The sequence below is a fragment of the Mycobacterium sp. UNC410CL29Cvi84 genome (assembly GCF_000686745.1).
GTDB classification, from domain to species: Bacteria; Actinomycetota; Actinomycetes; order Mycobacteriales; family Mycobacteriaceae; genus Mycobacterium; species Mycobacterium mucogenicum_B.
Genome location: NZ_JMLM01000012.1, coordinates 171,712 through 191,117, shown reverse-complemented (window position 1 = coordinate 191,117; position 19,406 = coordinate 171,712). Strand labels below are relative to the sequence as shown.

The following is a 19,406-nucleotide window of genomic DNA, read 5'->3' as shown; positions in this document are numbered from 1 at the left end:
TGAACACGAAATAATTTCGCGTCGAGTATTTTTCGTGGCTTACGGCAGTTTTGTCACGGCCGGTGGCTGCCAGGTGCCATCGATGATCGACGGCGGGTTCTGCTTCGGCCAGTACAGGCGCAGCATGAGGTTGAAGGCGCCGGCCGGTGCGGGCAACCAGTTGGCCTGCCTCTCCGGTCCCGGATTGTCGTGCTGCAGATACAGATCCACGGACCCGTCGGGGTTGCGGGCCAGGTTGTCGCGCTGACTGAGCGTGAAGCGGTTGAGCGGGTTGGCGACGAAGAAGTAGCCCTCGTCGTACATCGTCAGTGACCAGAATCCCTCGGCGGGAGGCAACTGATCCTTGGCGAAGTGCATGACGTACTTGTTGGCGCCGTTGTACGGCTGGCCTGCGCCATCGGTTTTCGATGTCGGGTAGACCGCGTCCTGAGGCCGGTTCGCGCCCAGCCCGATGGCCGTGATCAAGGCCCGCTGCAGGTAATCGGTGCCGTATTCGCCTGTCTTGGTGGTGAATTGCCACCCATTGATGGTGTTGAGAGTGCTGTAGTGGCCCATGATCTTTGCGACGCCGTCCTTGGGTACGGACTTCAGCGCAGCAGCCACATCGGCATCGAGCTTGGTGATGTCGAACTTCTCTCCGGGCACGATGCCGATGCGGGCCATCTTCTCGATGATGGGCTTGTCGGCCTCGGCGGGCGGGTTGTCCTTCAGTAGGGTGGCCAGCATGTCGAAATAGGCTTCGATGCTGAGGTTTTCGACCTGATCACGCACCGGGGTCTTCATGTCGATGGTGGGATCGACCTTCCCGGCGGGCGGGGTGTATGGCTTTCCATACGAACTCAGCGGCACCAGTGAAATCTGGTCCTGCATCGCGTGCACGGCTGCATAGTCCGCAGGCGTGCCATCGCAGTAGATGCGGCCCAACAGCCACACCGTCGACGTCGGAGACTTGTACTCCGTCACGCCCGCGGGCAGCGTGCCCTTCCAATTCGGGCCGGTGATGGCGTAGGTCTGCGGGCCGGTGCCCGTCGTGCGCTTGCCGGGAACCTGGAACACATCTGTCCAGCCCGACAGCATCGGGAAAAGGTAGTACCGGTCGTGGGCGTCGGGCAGTGTCAGGATCCACGGCTCGTCTTTGACGTCGATGAACCCGTTTGTGTACAGGGTGTCGGCGTTGGGGGCGGTGACGTCGCGGAAAGCGGCGGTCGGGTACTCCCGCATGCGCATCAACTGGCCCATCGGAGCCCGGGGCGCCTGGACCTGGGCGACGTTCGTCATGACCCGGCGTGTCATCTCGACGGTGTTGAGGGCGTAGCCGTAGACGTACGCGTCGACCGCGATGGCCTTGGCCTCGTCGGCGGGCAGCTTCGACGGTTTGCTGGATGTGGAGCAGCCAGCGACTGTGGCCGCCAGCGCTGTGATGGCCAGGGCAGCCAACGTCCGGGTCCACCGGCGGTGTCTGTGAAGCATACGGGAAGTGCTCTCATTTCAGTTGTTGTGCAGGACACATTGCTTGGACCTGCGGCGCGACACTGCACCGGCTCATCGTCGGAATTCGACTGTGCTGCACCACACCGGTTCGTGTCTTGACATTTCGCGACAAATTTTTGACAGTTAGAGACATGTCGGTCATCCGAGGCACGGCACTGACGAGTTTTCATGAGTTGGTTGCTGAACTCGGCGGCGACGGTGACGCGCTTCTTGCCGCGGCGAATATCGCGAGCGCGGACATCGGCCGTCACGATCGGTTCATCTCCCTGCCCAGCGGAACCCAGGCGCTCGAGTTCGCCGCCGTGGCATTGCGCACCCCCGATTTCGGACGTCGACTCGCGTTGCGCCAGAGCATCGACATCCTCGGACCCGTCGGGCTCGCGGCGCGCAACGCCGAAACGGTCGCGGATGCCTTCGTCATCTTCGACAAGTTCATGGCCGCCTACAGTCCCGCGATCAGTGCCCGTATCACCGTCCCTGTCGGAACCGACCTGCGCCGCTTCGAGTTCGAGTACCTCTTGGACCCGGCGCCGCCGCAGGCGCAGGCCATCGAGTTGTCGCTCGGTGTGACGCTGCAGGTGCTGCGACTTTTCCTGGGCCCGGACTACCGCCCGCTCGCCGTACACCTGCCGCACTCGGCACGCACCCCGGCCGGCGAGTACCAGGCCTACTTCGGCTGCCCGCCGTCGTTCGGTGAACCGGTCGCCGGGTTCACGCTGCGCGCCGCCGACTTGGCGCGACCGTTGCCCACCGACCGGATCGCGCATCAGACGGCCATGGACTACCTCATCAGCACCATCGGCGAATCCGAGCCTGCCACAACCCAATTGGTTCGCACCCTGGTCCGTCAGTTGCTGCCCGGTGGGGCGGTGGGACTGCAGGACATCGCCCGTCATATCGGGCTGCACCCGAAGACACTGCAGCGGCGCCTGGCCGCCGAGGGCGCGACGTTCGGGGACTTGGTCGACCAGACCCGCCGGGACACTGCGCAGCGGTTACTGCTCGATACCGAGCTGACCCTCGACCAGCTCTGCCGGAATCTCGGCTATGCCGAACAGAGTGTGCTCACGCGGTCGTGCAAGCGGTGGTTCGGGACGACTCCCACGGCCTACCGCAATGGCAGGCGCTGACAACTCAGCCGAGCCGCGTCCAGAGGCAGTAGCCGGAGAACTCGACCGACGACGCCGTGGGTGCCACGTCGAAGTGCAGCGTCTGGTCCGGTCCGCCGTCGGTTGCCGCGGGCGCACTGACCACACCGGCGCTGATCACCGCGCGCTGCTCGACGTGGCAGCGGTTCCCGGGGCCGAGCGGAGTGCCACTCCACTTGCCGGACATCAGGTTTGGATTGCGCATGCCCTGCCCGCGCAGGGCGATGACGGGGCCGGTGCTCCACCAGCGGTCGCTGGGTTCAGCGGGCAGCGCGACGGGCTGCCAACGCCCTTCGTGGCACTGCAGCGGCGTGTTGGCGCCCGCGGTGGGCGCGGGCGTCGTCGGCATGGTGGTGGCTTCGTCGGCCGTCGGCGGACACAGCTGATCCTGTTGCGGCGCAACGGGATCAGCCGCGCACAACGGTGCCACCGCGGTCGCCATGGCGACCGCGGCCATCGCGACGGCCGTGCGAATCATGGCTAGAGCTTCGTGAGATCGGTCTTCATCAGCATGACGTTGTACTCACTCCACAGTGACAGGTTCCAGTACAGATCGGTACCGGTACCCAGGGTCGACGGTGACCAGGGCTGCATCATGGGCGCGTAGATTCCGCCGTTCTGTTGCGGCATCAGCACGGTGGCCGCCGACCACGTGCCCTGCGGGGCGTCGGCGGTGCGCAGCACGACGTTGTTGAACTGGTCGGCGTAGAGCGTGACGTACTTGCCGAGCGTCGGGTTGTACTGCACCGACATCTCGCTGACGTGGTTCCCGGCTTTGGCGATGCCGCATGCTCCGGTGTCCTGGCCGAACACCACGCCGGCCTTCGACGGGTCCTTGTACCAGCCCTGTTTGATCGCGCCGATGCCGAACCAGCCACCCGCGCTGCCCTTGTTGTAGTACTCGTACTTGGACGCGTCGAGGATGTCGGCCTCGGCCACCCGCGAGATGTAGGCAGCGCCACCGCGCCCGTTCGGTGTGCCGTACGAGTAGACGTAGCCGTCACCCGGACGAACCAGGGCCGCCTGCTGGAAATTGGCGTTGCCGCCCCAGTTCTGCCGGACGCTCTGCGGTGCGATGGTCCAGTTCTCGCCGTTGTCGGTCGAGTAGGCCATGGCCGAGTAGTTCGTCGTCCACTGGCCGGGCGCGCCCCACTGCTTGACCGACATGAAACTCAGGTACTGGGTGGCGCCGAACTGGGTGCCCGGCGTCGGCACCGAGATGCCCGAGGTCGGGATCAGCGTCACGCCGGACGGCAGGCCCGCGGGGAGTTTGGCGGGCAGGATGATCTGGCGTGCCGTCGTCGCCGATGACAGGGGAGTGCCGCCGAACATGTTGCCGTTGAGCCACTGACCGGCCGGGATCGAGATGCCGTCGGCGAGGTTGGCGTCCGACGAGCGGAACAGGATGTTGTTGAGCCAGTTCCCGGTCATGTTGGGGCCGCTGAAGGTGTCACCGAACGCCATCAGTACCTGATGCTCGTTGATCGGGGTGCTGGGATCGTCGGCAATCCCGTTGTCCCACGCGGTGCCGACGTCGGTGCCCCAGACGCCGAAGCGGTTGTAGGTGTCGTTGGGCGCGAAGTTGCCCGTAACCCAGTCGACGAAACTTGTTGAGGCAGTGATCTGTTGGCCCGGCTTCGGCCAGGCCGGCCGCGGGTTCATGGCCGCCGTGACCGCGGCCAGGGGGTTGCTCAGCACCTGGCCGGTGGTGGTGAGTGCGCTGACGACGTTCTGTGGCTTGATCGCCGTCAGGAGGTTGTCGATCTCTTTGCGTGCGAAGGCCAGCACGGTCCACGCCAGTGTGGGCTGGGCCGGGCTGCCCAACGGGTTGAACGCCCAATTCAGCGCGCCCGAAACGGCTTTCATCACTGCGGCCACCGGGTTGGTCGGCTTGACCGTGGGCGCGGTGACGTTGGGCGTGAGGAGGTTCGTCGTCGCCGAGACGGGGCTCGGGGCCGCCGTGACCGCGCTGGCGGTGACCTTCATGACCGTCGGTGCGACGGCCGCCACGCCGGCCGGCTTGGGTGCCGCGGCCTGCGGGCCGGCCGGCTTGGTCGGCGTCAGCTGTGGGCGTTTCGGGGTTTGCGGGACCGCGGCGGCCGGTGCCGCGTCGTTGACGTTGTCGTTCTTCGGTTTGTTCTTGCGATCACGGCCCTTGGCCGGCTTGTCGGCCTTGGGGTCGGGCGTGGTCTCGGTCTTGGGATTGGACGAGCTGTCGCCGGTGGTGCCCGCCGCCGGTGTCTCGGTCTTGTCGTCACCCTTCTTGGGCTTGGGCTTGTCTCGGCGCGGCTTCGTGGGGCTGCCCGAAGTGCCGGGCGCCCCGGCGGTTTCGCCTGTCGCGGAGGCTGCCGCGCCGGCGGGCGCTCCTGTTTCAGTCTGGTCGGCCCATGCGACGGCCTGGCCGGATGCGATCGCGGTTCCGATGCCGAGTGCGACGGCGAGCCTTCCGACTCTGCCGACGTAGCGTGCGGCGCTCATCGTGTCTCCCTGCTGTTCCAGCTAATTAACTAATGGAACAACATCGGCTCGAGCCGCGGGAGATTTTCGACGGGGTTGTTTCCGTCTCGATACCGTCAGCGGAGCAGGCCGGCCTCGCGGAGCGCATCCTCGTACAACTCGATGGCGTGGTCGATGCCGCGATCGACCCAGCTGTCGACGAAGGCCACCCGGTCGGCGATGAGCTGGATCCCGGTGGCCCAGCGCTCGAAATCCCCAGTGCGGCGCAGGATGTCGATCTGCACGCGGGTGCCCTTGATGTGGATGAACCCGCCCAGCTCCGTCGTCTGGGGACGTAGCACCGTGACGTCGAAACCTTCGATCCGACCGTCGTCGACGAGTGCCTGCAGGTAGCCACGGGCATCGCGCAGCGCCGCGAGGGCCTGGAGTTCCCGTCCCTGGGTGGGCAGTCCCCAGGCAATCCAGATTCCGGTTTCGGACATGACGCCCTACGCTACGCGCGAGCCCAGCAGCAGGCGGGGAAGGCGTGGGCGTCGCATGGTGCGCGCCGTCCATTCGCCGAGGGTCACGCCGGCGGCCAGCGTGCAGCCGACCATGACGGCGGTGAAGAGATTGGAGATGGCGGCCAGCGTCTGGCCCGCCATGATCTCGGACAGCCCGCGGTAGACCGCGAGACCGGGCACCAGCGGAGTGATGCCGGCGACGGCGACGATGATCGGCGGGACGACGGCGCGCCGCGCCAGCAAGCCACCAGCTAGACCGACGACCGTGGCGGCGACCGCGGACGCGACGATCGGTCCCAGCCCGGCGTTCAGGGTCGACCCGACCAGTCCGGCGCCGACGGCACCCGATGCGAACGAGGTGGTGAGCGCCTTCAGTGACGCGTAACTGGCGAGCGCGAAGGCCGCTGACGCCAGGCCGCCGGTGAGCACCATGATCGGCAGCGGCGCGTAGGGCAGTACCTCCTGTTGCATGGGCGGCAGGCTGGCGCCGAGGGCGGAGGTGAGGCGCAGCGCGATGCCGACGCCGCCGACCAGGCCCGCGGTGTAGACCATCACCTCGATGAACCGGCCGGCCGCCGTGACGGGCGCGCCCGTGATGGCGTCCTGCACCGAACCGACGAGCGACAGCCCGGCCATGAGCACGATGATGCCGGACACGATGATGCGATACGGCGCCACGACGGCGCTGTGCTCGAGGGCGAGTTTGTAGATGAACGCGGCCGGCACCGTCGCGATGAAACCGCCCATGACCTGCTGGAAGAAGTACGGCAGGCCGAACTTGGCGAGCGAGACATTGATTCCGTAGATCGCGGCGGTGGTGACGAACGAGACGACGGCGAGCGTCGGGCTGCCGCCGAGCATGAGCGTCACGGCGGCCGCCATCAGCGCCCAACCGGACAGCGCGACCTTGCGTGAATACGGATGGTCGGCGGCGACGATGTGGTCGAGCGCCGCGCGGGCGGGCTTGAGGCCGAGATGCCCGCGGCCGATCTGCCGGAGCAGCGTGTCCAGCTGTTCGAGCCGCGTGTAGTCCAGCGAGCGGTACTTCACCGTGCGCATGTAGCTGGTGGGCGGCAGGCCCGGACCGCGCCGGGCCGAGACGTGGATGGCGTTGTAGGTGACGTCGACGGCGCAGTCCGGCAGGCCGTAGGTCGCGGCGACGAACGCGATCTGCTTGCTGGTGTCGATGGCACCGGTGCCGGAGTCCAGCAGCACCTCGCCGACGTTCATCGCCAGCTCGACGACTTCGGTAACGGCGCGTTCGTCGCTCAGGTCGACGGGCTGCGCGGGCGCGATGACGGGCAGGCCCGCGGTGTCGGCGGTGGACGGCCGGTCGCCGAGAATTCGCCGCCGGGCGGAGGCGACGCGATCGCGCAGTGTCACAAGAGAATCGTAGGTCCCTAGTAAGACTGCCCATTGGCGTATCGCTCGCGACGGAAGTGGCGGCCGTTGCCACGGTTGCGGCTCTTGTACGTCGGCAGCTGTGAGTCACAGTTCGGGCAGATCAGCCGCAGGTTCTCCCGACGGTTGTTCGTCGGGTCGCCGTCGATGTGGTCCAGTACGAGCGCCAGCGGCAGGTCTTGCCAGGTTGCGTTACCGCCGCAGATCGCGCAGCAGCCGGACTGGGCGCCGGCGAGGTATCGGCGGATGTAGTGATCGTGATAGGTGGCGACATACGCCTCGCCGGTCTCGAGCCAACGTTTCGTTCGGGCGTCGCTGCGGGCCGATGCCTGACACGCGTTACTGCAGTAGACCCTCTGGCTGCGCTTCACGAGCGGACTGCCACAACCCTGGCATGACCTCATGCACGGACGCTACGACGAGCCACCGACAAGCCGCGGCTGCTAATGGAGCCCCCGGTCAGGATTGAACTGACGGCCTTCCGCTTACAAGGCGGGTGCTCTACCACTGAGCTACGGAGGCATGCGGTTCGACGGAACCGCCCTGAATCCTAACCCGTGGGGGTCAGTGGCCGGATCCCGGCTGGCCCTGGCCATTCTCGTCAACGGCTTGCCGCGCGGCCGCGGCCTTGGCGGCGCGCTTGCCGCGCTGGCGGCTCAGCGGGATGCGCCCGGCGATGTTGCTCAGCGGATTCACCGCGTCGTTGAGGACCAGCACCGCGTCGTACAGCTTGTCGACGGTCGGGGCGAGCCCGGCGAGCACGGGTGCCAGCTGGTTGAGGTTGTCGACGACGTCGTTCAACTTCATCAGGGCACCGTCGGGTGCGGTGAGGACGTCGATCGCACCGCCCTCGTCGAGCAGTCGTTCGGCGATACCGCCCTCGCTGAGCAGTCGGTCCACGAGGCCGCCGTCGGCGAGCATCTTGTCGACGGGCCCGCCGTCGCCGAGCAGACGGTCGGCGATGCCGTCCGCTCGCAGCACCCGATCCACGACCCCGTCGTCGGCGAGCAGGCGGTCGGCGATACCGCCCTGGCCGACCAACCGATCGGCGATGCCTTCAGGTCGCAGGACGCGATCGACGATGCCGCCGTCGGCGAGCATCTGATCCACGACACCGCCTTCGGCGAGACCGCGGTCGGCCACCCCACCGGGGGCGAGCACCCGGTCGAGGATGCCGTCGGCCGACAGCACGCGGTCAACGACGCCGCCGTCGGCGAGGACGCGGTCGGCCGGCCCGCCCGGTTCGAGCAGCCGGTCGAGGATGCCGTCCGCGCTCAGCAGCCGGTCCACCACGCCGCCGTCGGCGAGGACGCGGTCGGCCGGTCCGTCCTTGGCGATCAGGCGGGCCGCGATGCCGTCCTCGCTGAGTACCCGGTCCACGACACCGTCGGTGGCCAGCACCTGCTCGGCGAAGCCGCCCGGGGCGAGCACTCGAGACAACGCGCCTTCGTCGGATGTCAGTTGATCCAGCAAGCCGCCGTCGAGGGTCAGTTGGTCGATGATCCCGCCGGGTGCCAGCGCCCGCGTCACGGCACCACCCTCGGCGGTGAGACGGTCGAGGAGGCCGCCGTCCTGGCTGATCTGATCGACCAAACCACCCGGGCGAAGCAACCGATCGAGCACGCCGCCCGGTGCCAGCGCCCGGCCCAGTGGAGCGTCGTCGTCGATCAGTCGGGTGAGGCGGCCGGCCCGGCTCAGGGCGTCGTCGAAGCCGAAGATGCGGCTCATCGACGGGGCCACGATGGCCGGCCCGCTGCCGTTGAGGCCGCGCTGTACGGCGGTAACGGTGTCGCCGGCGATCTCGAGGCCGACGCTGGCGATCTTGAACGGCGTCGCGGCCAGGTCTGACAGGGCTTTACCCAAATCCATCGGCCAAGTGTATGGCGCCGGTCACATCTGATGTGCCGAGGTGCTGGAGGTCTGGCAAATGACCGCGCGACTCACAGTATCTTCACAGCCACCAGGCAGGGAGGATTTAAGGCCTGCGAGGACCATGGCTGCATGGCCATGGCTGCAGTTCCTGAGGCGACCCCCGAAGCGCGGATCCTGGTAGTCGACGACGAGACGAACATCGTCGAGCTGCTGTCGGTCAGCCTGAAGTTTCAGGGCTTCGAGGTGCACTCCGCCTCCAACGGCCCCGCCGCGCTCGACAAGGCCCGCGAGGTCAAGCCCGACGCGGTGATCCTCGACGTGATGATGCCCGGCATGGACGGGTTCGGCGTGCTGCGCCGGATGCGCGCCGACGGTATCGATGCGCCCGCGCTGTTCCTCACCGCCCGCGACAGCCTGCAGGACAAGGTGGCCGGCCTGACGCTCGGCGGGGACGACTACGTCACCAAGCCGTTCAGCCTGGAAGAGGTCGTGGCCCGGCTGCGGGTCATCCTGCGCCGCACCGGCCGTGGTGTCGAAGAGCCGCGCAGTGCCCGGCTGACGTTCGCCGACATCGAGCTCGACGAGGACACCCACGAGGTGTGGAAGGCCGGCGAACCGGTTTCGCTGTCGCCCACCGAGTTCACGCTGCTGCGTTACTTCATCATCAACGCGGGCACAGTGCTGTCGAAGCCGAAGATCCTCGACCACGTGTGGCGCTACGACTTCGGCGGTGACGTGAACGTCGTCGAGTCGTATGTGTCGTACCTGCGCCGCAAGATCGACACCGGCGAGAAGCGCCTGCTGCACACGTTGCGGGGTGTCGGCTACGTCCTGCGCGAGCCGCGCTGAGTACATTCCGCGATTCCTGGGCGGGCATCGCCAACAATGGAGTGATGAGACGTCGACTGGGCGAGCGCAGCGACGGGAAGTGGCGCGGTACCCGCGGCATTCCGCTGCGGGTGGGCCTGGTCGCCGCGATGGTACTGCTGGCGGCCTGCGGTCTGCTGGCCTCCGGCGTCGCCGTCACCTCGATCATGCAGCACAGCCTGATCAACCGCGTCGACGAGACGCTGCTGGATGCCTCGCGCAGCTGGGCTCAGGAACCGCGGCGTATCCCGGCCACGCCGATCGAAGGCCCGAACCCGGCGCGGCCGCCGTCGAACTTCTACGTCCGCGGCATCGATCCTGACGGGCGGGTGTGGATCGCCGTCAACGACAACGACGCGCAGCCGGCGCTGCCGGACAGCAATGACGTCGGCCCGGTGCCGACGACGGTGGGCTCGATCCACCACTCCGACGTGAAATGGCGCGCCATGACGGTGCGCGGTCCGGCCGGGGAGTTGACGACGGTCGCTATCGACCTCTCCGACGTGGCGTCGACGGTGCGGGCGCTGGCGTGGTCGCAGGTCGGCATCGGCGCCGCGGTGCTGCTGATCCTGGGTATCGCCGGGTACGTCGCGGTGCACCGCAGCCTGCGGCCCCTCGTCGAGGTGGAGCGGACGGCTGCCGACATCGCGGCGGGACAGCTCGACCGTCGTGTTCCCGAGCGGGACTCACGTACCGAGGTCGGCCGATTGTCGTTGGCGCTCAACGGAATGCTCGCGCAGATCCAGAACGCGGTGGCCTCGTCGGAGCAATCGGCGGAGACGGCGCGCACGTCCGAGGAGCGGATGCGCCGCTTCATCACCGACGCCAGTCACGAGCTGCGGACGCCGCTGACCACCATTCGCGGATTCGCCGAGCTGTACCGGCAGGGTGCCGCCAGCGACGTCGAGATGCTGATGAGCCGCATCGAGAGCGAGGCCCGGCGCATGGGTCTGCTGGTGGAGGATCTGCTGCTGCTCGCACGGCTGGACCAGCAGCGACCGCTGGAGCAGCGGCCCGTCGACCTGCTGATCCTGGCGACCGATGCGGTGCACGACGCGCGGTCCATCGCGCCGCGGCGGACGGTGTCGCTGGAGTTGTTGGACGGGCCCGGGACCCCGGAAGTCCTGGGCGACGAGGCGCGGCTGCGCCAGGTGCTGGGCAACCTTGTCATGAACGCCGTGCAGCACACGCCGGAGACCGGTGGCATCACGGTGCGCGTCGGCACCGTCGGCACCGATGCCGTGCTCGAGGTCTGCGATCAGGGCCCGGGCCTGTCGGCCGAGGACGCCCACCGCATCTTCGAGCGCTTCTACCGCACCGACTCGTCACGTACCCGGACCAGCGGCGGCACGGGCCTCGGACTGTCGATCGTCGACTCGCTGGTGCGGGCGCACGGCGGCGTCGTCACGGTGACGACCGCGCCGGGGCAGGGCTGCCGCTTCACGGTCCGGCTGCCGCGGGTCGGCGGCGCCGCCGACCCTGCCGAATCAGCCGACGGTGCCGAGGGCAGCGATGATCTTGGCCTGAGCTTCGTCGAGTGATTCCGGCGACGGGTTGCGGTCCACATTGGCGAACCCGAAGTCGGACAGGTTGCGGGCCGGGAACACGTGCACATGCAGGTGCGGCACCTCGAGTCCGGCGATGATGACGCCGGCCCGCTCGGTGTCGAAGGCCGAGCACACCGCGCGGCCGATCTTCTGCGACACCGCCATCACCTTGTTGAACAGCTCGGGGTCGAGGTCCTGCCAGTTGTCCACCTCGGCCCGGGGCACGACCAGGGTGTGACCCTGAGTCATGGGCTCGATGGTCAGGAAGGCGACGACGTCGTCGTCCTCGTAGACGAATCGGCCCGGCAGGTCGCGGTTGATGATCATGGTGAAGACGGACGGCATGGGTCCAGCCTATTGCTCGACGCGGGTGCCCGACAGCCAGGGCTCGATGTCCCTGGCGAAGGGACTGTCGCCGATGGTCTCGTAATCCTGCTGAAAAGCGTCCGCCGTCAAGTGCTTTCGTGGATTGCGGCCGGTCCCGACGAATCCCGCGAGCTCGAAGTCGAGGGCGCCGGACAACGTCCTGTTACCGCCGAAGTAGACGGCGCGTTTGACGGCCGCGACGGCGTAGGGGGAGCGGCGGGACAGGCGCTGCGCGGTGGCCCGCACATCATCGAGCAACCCCTCGGCAGGGGCGAGCCGGTGCACGACGCCCGCGTCGAGTGCCTCACGCGCGGTCAGTGGGCGGCCTTCCAGCATGTGCTCCAGCGCGGCGGACATGCCGAGCATGGCCGGAAGCCGTTGGCTCCCACCGCCTCCCGGTACCAGGCCGGCGAGAATCTCGATCAGACCGATGCGGACCTGGTCGGCGTCGGCCGCGATGCGCAGGTCGCAGAACAGTGCGAGCTCGAACCCGCCGCCGAGGGCCGCGCCATTGATGGCCGCGAGGTAGACGACACCCGACCGGTTCATCCGGGTGATGGTCCGCTTGAGGATGGCGCTGTAGACGATGCCGGTGCCCCAGTCGCCGCCGCGGGTCTCGGTGGCCCTGAGCAGGGCGGGCACGCGCATGGCTGCGTTGTTGAGTTTGATGGACCAGGTCACGGCGCGCGACGGCAGCGGCGGCGTCGCCATCTGGAAGAACAGTTGCACCTGTTCGGGTTCGGAGTGCGAGATGAACTTGTCGCCGGTGCCGGTCAGGATGACCGCGCCCACCGACGGGTCTTGATCTGCCGCGCGGGTCAGTTTGTCCATGTCCTTGACCAGCCTCAGCGACAGGAACTGGTTCGGCGGATCGTCGAATTGGGCGGTGAGGACGCGGCCGTCCTGGTGCAGCGTCAGGGTTTCCAGATTCAGCTCGGCGGTGCGTACGGGGGCTCGTCGTGGCACGGCGTCGTCCTAGGAGTTCACGGTCTGGACCAGGGCCGGGATGGGCCCGTCCGGCACGATGGTGAGCGGCGCGGTGATGGGGAACGTGGTGCCGCGCGATGTCAGCCGGCAGTGCCGGACGATCGACGCGAGCTCCAGGGTCGCCGCGGTCAGGGCGAAGAACTCACCGATGCACGACCGTGGCCCGCCGCCGAACGGCAGGAACTGCCATTGCATGCGCGAGCGGCCCCCACTGAACCGATCGGGGTCGAATTCCAGTGGCCGGTCCCATAATTGGGGGTCACGATGCATGGCGTAGACGCCGACCATGAGCATGCTGCCGGCCTCGACGCGGAAGCCGTCGACGGCCATGTCCTGCCGCGCGATGCGCATCACGGCGGGCGTCGGGCCGCCCAGGCGCAGGGCCTCCTGGATGACGCTGACGGTGTAGGGCAGGTGGCTGCGCGGATTGGTCCGCAGCGCGGCCTCGTCGACCGCGGCGACCTCGGCCGCGACCCGGTCGAAGATCTCGGGATGACGGCCCAGTGCCCACAGCGCGTAGGCGAGCGTCGTCGCGGTGGTCTCCAGTCCGGAGGCCAGGAAGATGACGAGTTCGTGGCAGATGTCCTCGTCCGTCAGCGGTTCTGAGGTCTCCGGGTCGCGAGCTTCCATCATGGCGCGGACCAGGGGCGCGCTCAGCAGCGGATCGGCGCGGCAGTCCCGCAGGATCTGCGCGGCGAGATCGTGTGCCACCTTGTTGAACCGGACCGCGAAGCGCCGCTCCTTGGTCGGCACCCAGCTCGGCAGCTTCACCGGCGCGCGGCCGCGGTCGGCGATGTACTTGCTGATGCGGCGTAGCGGATCGACCAATTCGTCTGTGTACGAACCGGGTTCGAATCCCATGATGGTGCGGCCGAGCACCCGCATGGTGATCCGGCGGCTCTCCTGGTCCAGGTCGATCTCGGACCCGTCGCGCCACGAGGTCGCGGCGTCGGTGGCGATGTCGTACATCTGCTCGTTGAGTTCGGCGATGCGCGCGGTGGTGAACACCGGTTGCAGCATGCGGCGCCGCCCGACCCATTCCTTGTGGCTGAAGTTCAGCAGCGAGCCGCCGTTGAGCTTCTGCTGTTCGGTCATGAACGGGAAGTCGCGGTCGACGGCCGGGTACGTGGCGGTCAGGACGTCGCGGGCACCCTGCGGCGAGGTGACGGCGATGATCGGCGGCATCATCCACTTCGGTGCGATGCGCACGGTGGTGACGGGCCCGCCGGCGTCGCGGAACGTCTCACATCCGCTGTGCGCCACCTGGATTGCGGCGATGCGCTCGCGGAGAGTCAAGGGCACGTCGGGGGCGAGGGGCAGCCGGGCGACGTCCGGTGCGTCGGTTGACACGGTCGGCTCCTGTCGTCAGATGTCGTACCGGACACCGGTGTGGTGTTCGGCGGCAACCCAATTCGCGGTCATCAGGGCCTGGTCGGTGGCCGCGCGGCCGGCTTTGGCCGGCGCCGGTAGTCCGCGCATGCCGAAGAACCGGTCGGGTCCGTAATAGCCACCGCCAACAACGTCGTCCGCGGCGGCGGCGTAGGTGATCGAGAGGGCCGCGACGTCGGCCGGCTGGCCGATGGCCCGGCACGAGGCGCGCCACGAGAGGTCGCCCCACTTGCGGCCCGAGTGCATACCGGCGTCGGTGTCGGCCCAACCGGGTTGTGCGGATACCGATTTCACCGTGCTCCCGGCGGCCTTCAGTCGGCGCTGCAGTTCATTGGCGAACAGCAGGTTGGCGAGCTTGGCCTGACAGTAGCCGTCGAACGCGGAGTAGCGACGGGTCCGCCAGCCCGGGTCGGCGGGCATGAGCTTGCCGAATCCCGGCCGCCCGACGAACTCGTGCGCGCGGCTGGTGACCACCACGACCCGATCGGTGATCCGGTCCAGGAGTTGGCCGACCAACGCGAAGTGTCCGAGATGGTTGATGCCGGTGTGCAGTTCGAAACCGTCGGCGGTCAGGCCGTAGGGCACGTGGCACACCCCGGCCAGCGCGACCACGGTGTCGACCGGTCCGCACGCAGCCGCGGCCGACTTGACGGAGTCCAGACTCGCCAGGTCGAGATTCAGAGTCTGCGCGGCAGAACCGATTTCGGCGGCCAGTGCCTCGGCCTGTGCCGGGCGGCGGCAGGCCAGGATCACCCGGGCGCCGGCGGCCGCCAGATGCCGCGCGGTGGCGGCACCGAGACCGCCGTTGGCGCCGGTGATCAGGACCGTGCGGCCGGTCTGGTCGGGAATGTGGGCGCTGAGCCAGTCTTTGGCGCCGATTGACCGCGCCATCTAGCCGCGGGCCCACTTGGGCTGGATGAAGACGCCTTCGGCTTCGATGGTGACGCCCTGGTCGTCGGCGATGTGGGCGACCCCGTAGGCCTTGAAACCCTCGGTGCGCACGATTCGTGCCTCGGCCCGCAGCTTGCCCAGCGGGGTGGGGCGCACGTACTTGACGTTTATGGTGCCGGTGAACCGGGTGGTGCCGTCGTTCGACGCCACCTCGCCCAGCACGTGGTCGAGGATCATGGCGCAGACGCCGCCGTGCGCGTGGTTCGGCGGGCCCTCGTAGGCGGCGCCGAGGGAGAACTCGGACCAGACGTAGTCGGTCGCCTCGAGGACGACCGTCAGCGGCGGTGCGACCGGGTTGCGCAGGCCCACAACGGCATTGGTCCACGGCAGCCATTCGCCTTCGGTGGTGAAGCGCAGGCCCCACGTCTTCTCCAGCTGCTTGGAGCGCAAACGCGCGGTGGCCGAATCGATTTCGGCTTTCGCGGCTGCGATGACGTCGGCATCGGCGTCGCTGCGGGCGGTCGCGTCCATCAGTTCGCGGACCGATTGGGTCAGCGGCTCGAATACGGAGCGGAGGCGTTCGGCTTCCTCCGGGCTGAGGGTGTCGGTGCTGAAGTCGAGCATGTCGCTACTAGAACATGTTCTACCGGATGCTGTCGAGCCCAGAGTTTGCTGCATGGGTGGCTGACGGTTTGCCACAGCGACGGGCTTCGCCGAATTGACTGCGCGGTCAACGGGCCGATTCGGGGCGCCGGTGGATGGCGTTTGAAACGTTGTTATCGGTTGTGCGCCAACGTCGTTCCGGCTGTGACGGGGGTTACACCGATTCGTGCCATAGGCAAATATTGAAACAAGTTCTAACTAGTTCGCTAAATTCACAATTAACGCCTCTGACGTGGATATTTACGTTGATGGAATATAGACCGGGTTCGAATTGCGTGCTACAAACTATTGCCGTTAGTAGCTGGAATCAGCACCACGAAGTGCAGCCATGCCGTTATGTCCGCACGTACGCGACAGTTCTGGGCAGTCCGCGGATTGCGCGGTGCCGCACGCGGACGTCGTTGCCGAGGAGGGCAAGAACCTTGACCAATCCCGTAGTCGTTGCGTATGCGCGAACCCCGTTCACGCGTTCGCTGGTAGGCGGACTGGCCAACGTTTCCGAGTTCGACCTGGCGAGCACCGTGATCGGCGAGGTCATCAACCGCTCGGGTGTCGACCCCGAACTGATCGACAACATCGTGCTCGGTGAGGTGCTGCAGGGCGGCGGATGTATCGCCCGGTACTCGGCCTTGGACATGGGACTCCCGCTGGACACTCCCGCCGTCGCGGTCGGCGGCTGGTGTGCGTCGGGAATGATGGCGATGCACCAGGCGGTGGCGACCATCAAGGCCGGCATGGGCAAGTGCGTCATCGCCGGCGGCCTGAACACGCCCTCGGCGTCGCCGCTGGCCGGTCCGCATTTCGCGGCCACCGGTATCACCGACACCAAGATCGCCCCGATGCATCCCGGCATCGGTGAGATGCCCGCACTAGACCTGGCCCGGACTCTCGGCGAAGGCACCGCGCGGCAGTTCGGACTGACGCGCGAAGAGGTCGACGAATGGTCGGCCCGGGCGCACACCCTGGCCTCGGACGCCATCGAGGGCGGCGTCCTGGATACCGAGAAGGTCGCCGTAACCGTCGACGGCACAGAGGTTTTCGCCGACGAGTTGCCGTGCCGCGAATTCAACATGACCAACCTGTCGGCGCTGACGTCGTTCCTCGGCGAGGACTGCACGGTGACGCCCGGCAACCAGACGGGCCTCACCGACGGCGCCGCCGCGATGATGATCTGCGATCCCGAGTTCGCCAGCCGCCACGGCCTGACCCCGCTGGCCGAGATCATCGGCTGGTCGGTCGTCGGCTCGGAGCCCGAGCGGGCCACCGACGCGGCGATCACCGCCACCCGGCGGGCCCTCGACGGTGCCGGCGTCAGCACCGAAGCCGTTGACCTGTACGACGTCCACGACTCCTACGCCTCGATCGGCATCGCCTACGAACGCTCGCTGAACATCAGCCGTGACCGGCTCAACGTCCACGGCGGCGGCCTGGCACTCGGCCACCCGTACGGCGCCTCCGGTACCCGTGTGGCCGGCACCCTGATCAACGAACTGCAGCGCCGCGGCGGTGGTATCGGTGCGGGCGCGATCGTCAGCGCGGGTGGCCTCGGTGCCGCCGTCGTGCTCAACGTCTTCCCGCCGGCGGCGTGACGCGGCGATGCTCGAGCTGATCTCGCGCGTGGTGATCGCCGCGCCCAAACGGATTCTCGTCGCCACCGTCATGCTGATGTCGGTCTTCGGCATCCTGTCCGCTCCCGTCGCGGACCTGCTCGGCGCCGGTGGCTTCACCGACCCCGACGCCCAGTCGAACCGCGCGAACAAGGTGCTCACCGAAGAGTTCCACCGCGGCTTCGTGAATCTGAACCTGTTGGTGCAGGCCAGCGACCCTGGGGTGCCGGTGACCGCTGCTCCTCTGCGGGCACAGGTCGACCGGTTGGTCACCGAGCTGCGCGGCACCGAACACGTCGCGCGGGTGCTGTCGCCGTTCGAGGCACCCGATCCGGTCGCGGCCGGCCTGGTGAGCAAGGACGGGCGCTCGGCCCTGGTCATCGCCTTCATGGACGGCAACGAGACCACCGGCATCGCGTCCTCCACCGCGTTGGTGGAACGCTATGTCGGGCAACGCGATCCGGGCCTCACCATCTCGGCGGGCGGTCCCGGGGCGGTGTACTCCGCCGTCAACGAGCAGAGTCGCCACGACCTGACCCTCAGTGAGGCCATCGTGCTGCCGCTGACGTTCCTGGTCCTGGTGTGGGTCTTCGGCGGCGTGGTCGCGGCCCTGGTACCGCTGGCGGTCGGGGCCTTCGCGATCTCGGGTTCCGTTGCGATTCTTCGGGTTCTGGCCGAGTTCGTCGACGTCTCGGTGTTCGCGCTCAACCTTGCCGTGGCGCTCGGCCTGGCCCTGGCGATCGACTATTCACTGCTGTTGGTGAGCAGATATCGCGAAGAGATCGGCGACGGCTCCCACCCCGACGAGGCGTTGCGGCGCACCATGCGCACCGCGGGTCGCACGGTGGTGTTCTCAGCGGCCACCGTCGCGCTGTGTTTGGCGACCATGGCGGTCTTCCCGATGTACTTCCTGCGGTCGTTCGCGTACGGCGCGGTATCGGTGGTGGTCATGGCCGCACTCGCAGCCCTCGTCATCACGCCGGCCGCCATCCGCGTCGCCGGCAAGCGGATCGGCAAACCGGGCCAGCGTGGACCGCTCACCGAATCACGTTGGTACACCTGGACGCACGCTGTGATGCGTCGCCCCAGGATCGCCGCCGCCGTCACCCTGATTCCGCTCGTCATCGTCGGACTGCCGTTCCTCAACATCAAGTTCGGCTTCCCCGACGACCGCATCCTGCCGACCACATCGTCGGCCCGGCAGGTGGGTGACCACGTGCGCAGCGACTTCACGCAGGACGCCGGGCTGCCGGTGCACATCGTGCTGTTGCACGGCAACGGGTCCCGTGACAACGCCGCCATCGACGCCTACGCCGCCGAGCTGTCCAAGGTGCCGACCGTGGTGGCCGCGGCCGGACCGGGTGCCACCTACGCGGGCGGCCGCGCGATCGGGCCCGCCGGGCACGAGGCCGGCACCGGTAAAGACGCCAGCTTCCTGACCGTCACCACCACGACGCTGCCCTTCAGTGCGGCGTCCGACGAAGCGCTGGACCGGCTGCACGCGGTGCCGCCGCCGGCCGGGATGACGCCGCTGTTCACGGGAGCCGCGCAGTCCAACCGCGACGGCGTCGAGGCCATCGCGAGCCGGGTGCCGACGATGCTCGGGTTGATCGCCGTGGTGATGTTCGTCCTGCTGTTCCTGCTCAGCGGCAGTGTGATCATCCCGCTGAAAGCATTGGTGCTCAACGCCTTGTCGCTCACCGCGACGTTCGGGGCGCTGGTGTGGATCTTCCAGGAGGGCCACCTCGGCGGGCTGGGCACCACCGTCGTGGGCACCCTGGTGTCGACCATGCCGGTGTTGATGTTCTGCGTCGCGTTCGGGCTGTCGATGGACTATGAGGTGTTCATCATCGCCCGCATCCGCGAATTCTGGCTTGCCTCGGACAAATCCGATGCGGCCGGTCGCGAATCGGTGGCTCTCGGCCTGGCCGGAACCGGCCGGATCGTCACCGCCGCGGCGCTCGTCATGGCGATCACATTCGCCGGATTGGTCGCTTCGCAGGTGTCGTTCCTGCGCATCTTCGGGTTCGGGCTGGCGGTCGCGATCCTGGTGGACGCCATCGTGATCCGGACCATCCTGCTCCCGGCTGTCATGGTGCTGCTGGGCAAGGCCAACTGGTGGGCGCCCGCCCCGCTGGCACGGCTGCACGCCCGCATCGGCCTGAATGAGGGTGCACCGTCCAGCAATTCGTCGGTTCCAGCGGAAGTCGGGTGATG

At 67.8% G+C, this 19,406-nt stretch carries 17 protein-coding genes and 1 tRNA gene; 5 read left to right on the top strand and 13 right to left on the bottom strand.

Annotation, left to right across the window (positions count from 1 at the left end; translation table 11 throughout):
* Positions 1-39: 39 nt before the first annotated feature.
* Complete coding sequence (locus tag BR47_RS0118550; protein ID WP_029120424.1) at positions 40-1,470, bottom strand: DUF1254 domain-containing protein; 1,431 nt, start codon at positions 1,468-1,470, stop codon at positions 40-42.
* A gap of 152 nt (positions 1,471-1,622) precedes the next feature.
* On the opposite strand from BR47_RS0118550, the gene BR47_RS0118545 reads away from it, so the two are divergent.
* Entirely contained in the window at positions 1,623-2,621 is a 999-nt protein-coding gene (locus BR47_RS0118545) for an AraC family transcriptional regulator (RefSeq protein WP_029120423.1), read from the top strand.
* Between the two features lie 4 nt (positions 2,622-2,625).
* Here BR47_RS0118545 and BR47_RS0118540 read toward each other — a convergent pair whose 3' ends face one another.
* The 7 genes from BR47_RS0118540 to BR47_RS0118510 form a co-directional block, all read right to left on the bottom strand.
* A complete protein-coding gene (locus BR47_RS0118540) occupies positions 2,626-3,117 on the bottom strand; it encodes a hypothetical protein (RefSeq protein ID WP_036427565.1) in 492 nt (163 codons plus the stop codon).
* A 2-nt stretch (positions 3,118-3,119) separates the two neighbouring features.
* On the bottom strand, positions 3,120-5,117 hold the full coding sequence (locus BR47_RS0118535; protein ID WP_029120421.1) for a glycoside hydrolase family 183 protein: 1,998 nt from the start codon (positions 5,115-5,117) through the stop codon (positions 3,120-3,122).
* Between the two features lie 95 nt (positions 5,118-5,212).
* Positions 5,213-5,578, bottom strand: coding sequence for a hypothetical protein (locus BR47_RS0118530; RefSeq protein WP_020098728.1), 366 nt, complete (start codon positions 5,576-5,578; stop codon positions 5,213-5,215).
* Positions 5,579-5,584: 6 nt separating this feature from the next.
* The gene (locus BR47_RS0118525; protein ID WP_020098729.1) at positions 5,585-6,982 is read right to left on the bottom strand and encodes a threonine/serine exporter family protein; all 1,398 of its coding nucleotides are present in this window, start codon (positions 6,980-6,982) and stop codon (positions 5,585-5,587) included.
* A gap of 17 nt (positions 6,983-6,999) precedes the next feature.
* On the bottom strand, positions 7,000-7,404 hold the full coding sequence (locus tag BR47_RS0118520) for an HNH endonuclease (RefSeq protein ID WP_029104612.1): 405 nt from the start codon (positions 7,402-7,404) through the stop codon (positions 7,000-7,002).
* Between the two features lie 43 nt (positions 7,405-7,447).
* A tRNA-Thr gene (locus BR47_RS0118515) sits at positions 7,448-7,522 on the bottom strand.
* Positions 7,523-7,564: 42 nt separating this feature from the next.
* Positions 7,565-8,869 (bottom strand): hypothetical protein, encoded by a 1,305-nt coding sequence (locus BR47_RS0118510; protein ID WP_020098731.1) that lies wholly within the window; start codon positions 8,867-8,869, stop codon positions 7,565-7,567.
* Positions 8,870-9,001: 132 nt separating this feature from the next.
* Here BR47_RS0118510 and BR47_RS0118505 point away from each other — a divergent pair, with 132 nt between their 5' ends.
* Positions 9,002-9,721 carry a response regulator transcription factor gene (locus BR47_RS0118505; RefSeq protein ID WP_020098732.1) on the top strand — a complete coding sequence of 240 codons (720 nt, stop codon included), beginning with the start codon at positions 9,002-9,004 and terminating at the stop codon, positions 9,719-9,721.
* A gap of 44 nt (positions 9,722-9,765) precedes the next feature.
* Positions 9,766-11,280, top strand: a complete 1,515-nt coding sequence (locus BR47_RS0118500; protein ID WP_020098733.1) for a sensor histidine kinase — start codon at positions 9,766-9,768, stop codon at positions 11,278-11,280.
* Here the strand turns inward: BR47_RS0118500 and BR47_RS0118495 are convergent.
* The 5 genes from BR47_RS0118495 to BR47_RS0118475 are packed head-to-tail and all read right to left on the bottom strand — an operon-like array spanning position 11,227 to position 15,543.
* Complete coding sequence (locus tag BR47_RS0118495; protein WP_020098734.1) at positions 11,227-11,631, bottom strand: HIT family protein; 405 nt, start codon at positions 11,629-11,631, stop codon at positions 11,227-11,229. The two genes, BR47_RS0118500 and BR47_RS0118495, sit on opposite strands and share 54 nt — an antisense overlap.
* A 9-nt stretch (positions 11,632-11,640) precedes the next feature.
* Entirely contained in the window at positions 11,641-12,618 is a 978-nt protein-coding gene (locus tag BR47_RS0118490) for an enoyl-CoA hydratase/isomerase family protein (protein ID WP_020098735.1), read from the bottom strand.
* A gap of 9 nt (positions 12,619-12,627) precedes the next feature.
* The gene (locus BR47_RS0118485) at positions 12,628-13,989 is read right to left on the bottom strand and encodes a cytochrome P450 (RefSeq protein ID WP_029120420.1); all 1,362 of its coding nucleotides are present in this window, start codon (positions 13,987-13,989) and stop codon (positions 12,628-12,630) included.
* Between the two features lie 15 nt (positions 13,990-14,004).
* On the bottom strand, positions 14,005-14,919 hold the full coding sequence (locus tag BR47_RS0118480) for an SDR family NAD(P)-dependent oxidoreductase (RefSeq protein WP_020098737.1): 915 nt from the start codon (positions 14,917-14,919) through the stop codon (positions 14,005-14,007).
* Positions 14,920-15,543, bottom strand: coding sequence for a PaaI family thioesterase (locus BR47_RS0118475; protein ID WP_020098738.1), 624 nt, complete (start codon positions 15,541-15,543; stop codon positions 14,920-14,922).
* A gap of 461 nt (positions 15,544-16,004) precedes the next feature.
* Between BR47_RS0118475 and BR47_RS0118470 the strand changes: the two genes are divergently transcribed.
* On the top strand, positions 16,005-17,171 hold the full coding sequence (locus BR47_RS0118470) for a thiolase family protein (protein ID WP_020098739.1): 1,167 nt from the start codon (positions 16,005-16,007) through the stop codon (positions 17,169-17,171).
* 7 nt (positions 17,172-17,178) lie between these two features.
* On the top strand, positions 17,179-19,404 hold the full coding sequence (locus BR47_RS0118465; protein ID WP_029120419.1) for an MMPL family transporter: 2,226 nt from the start codon (positions 17,179-17,181) through the stop codon (positions 19,402-19,404).
* Positions 19,405-19,406 lie beyond the last annotated feature (2 nt).

Coding starts and splice junctions, on each gene's coding strand:
- BR47_RS0118505 (WP_020098732.1), top strand. CDS start 9,002: ATGGCCATGGCTGCAGTTCCTGAGGCGACCCCCGAAGCGCGGATCCTG.
- BR47_RS0118540 (WP_036427565.1), bottom strand. CDS start 3,117: ATGATTCGCACGGCCGTCGCGATGGCCGCGGTCGCCATGGCGACCGCG.
- BR47_RS0118465 (WP_029120419.1), top strand. CDS start 17,179: ATGCTCGAGCTGATCTCGCGCGTGGTGATCGCCGCGCCCAAACGGATT.
- BR47_RS0118475 (WP_020098738.1), bottom strand. CDS start 15,543: ATGCTCGACTTCAGCACCGACACCCTCAGCCCGGAGGAAGCCGAACGC.
- BR47_RS0118550 (WP_029120424.1), bottom strand. CDS start 1,470: ATGCTTCACAGACACCGCCGGTGGACCCGGACGTTGGCTGCCCTGGCC.
- BR47_RS0118480 (WP_020098737.1), bottom strand. CDS start 14,919: ATGGCGCGGTCAATCGGCGCCAAAGACTGGCTCAGCGCCCACATTCCC.
- BR47_RS0118500 (WP_020098733.1), top strand. CDS start 9,766: ATGAGACGTCGACTGGGCGAGCGCAGCGACGGGAAGTGGCGCGGTACC.
- BR47_RS0118545 (WP_029120423.1), top strand. CDS start 1,623: ATGTCGGTCATCCGAGGCACGGCACTGACGAGTTTTCATGAGTTGGTT.
- BR47_RS0118510 (WP_020098731.1), bottom strand. CDS start 8,869: ATGGATTTGGGTAAAGCCCTGTCAGACCTGGCCGCGACGCCGTTCAAG.
- BR47_RS0118530 (WP_020098728.1), bottom strand. CDS start 5,578: ATGTCCGAAACCGGAATCTGGATTGCCTGGGGACTGCCCACCCAGGGA.
- BR47_RS0118520 (WP_029104612.1), bottom strand. CDS start 7,404: ATGAGGTCATGCCAGGGTTGTGGCAGTCCGCTCGTGAAGCGCAGCCAG.
- BR47_RS0118495 (WP_020098734.1), bottom strand. CDS start 11,631: ATGCCGTCCGTCTTCACCATGATCATCAACCGCGACCTGCCGGGCCGA.
- BR47_RS0118535 (WP_029120421.1), bottom strand. CDS start 5,117: ATGAGCGCCGCACGCTACGTCGGCAGAGTCGGAAGGCTCGCCGTCGCA.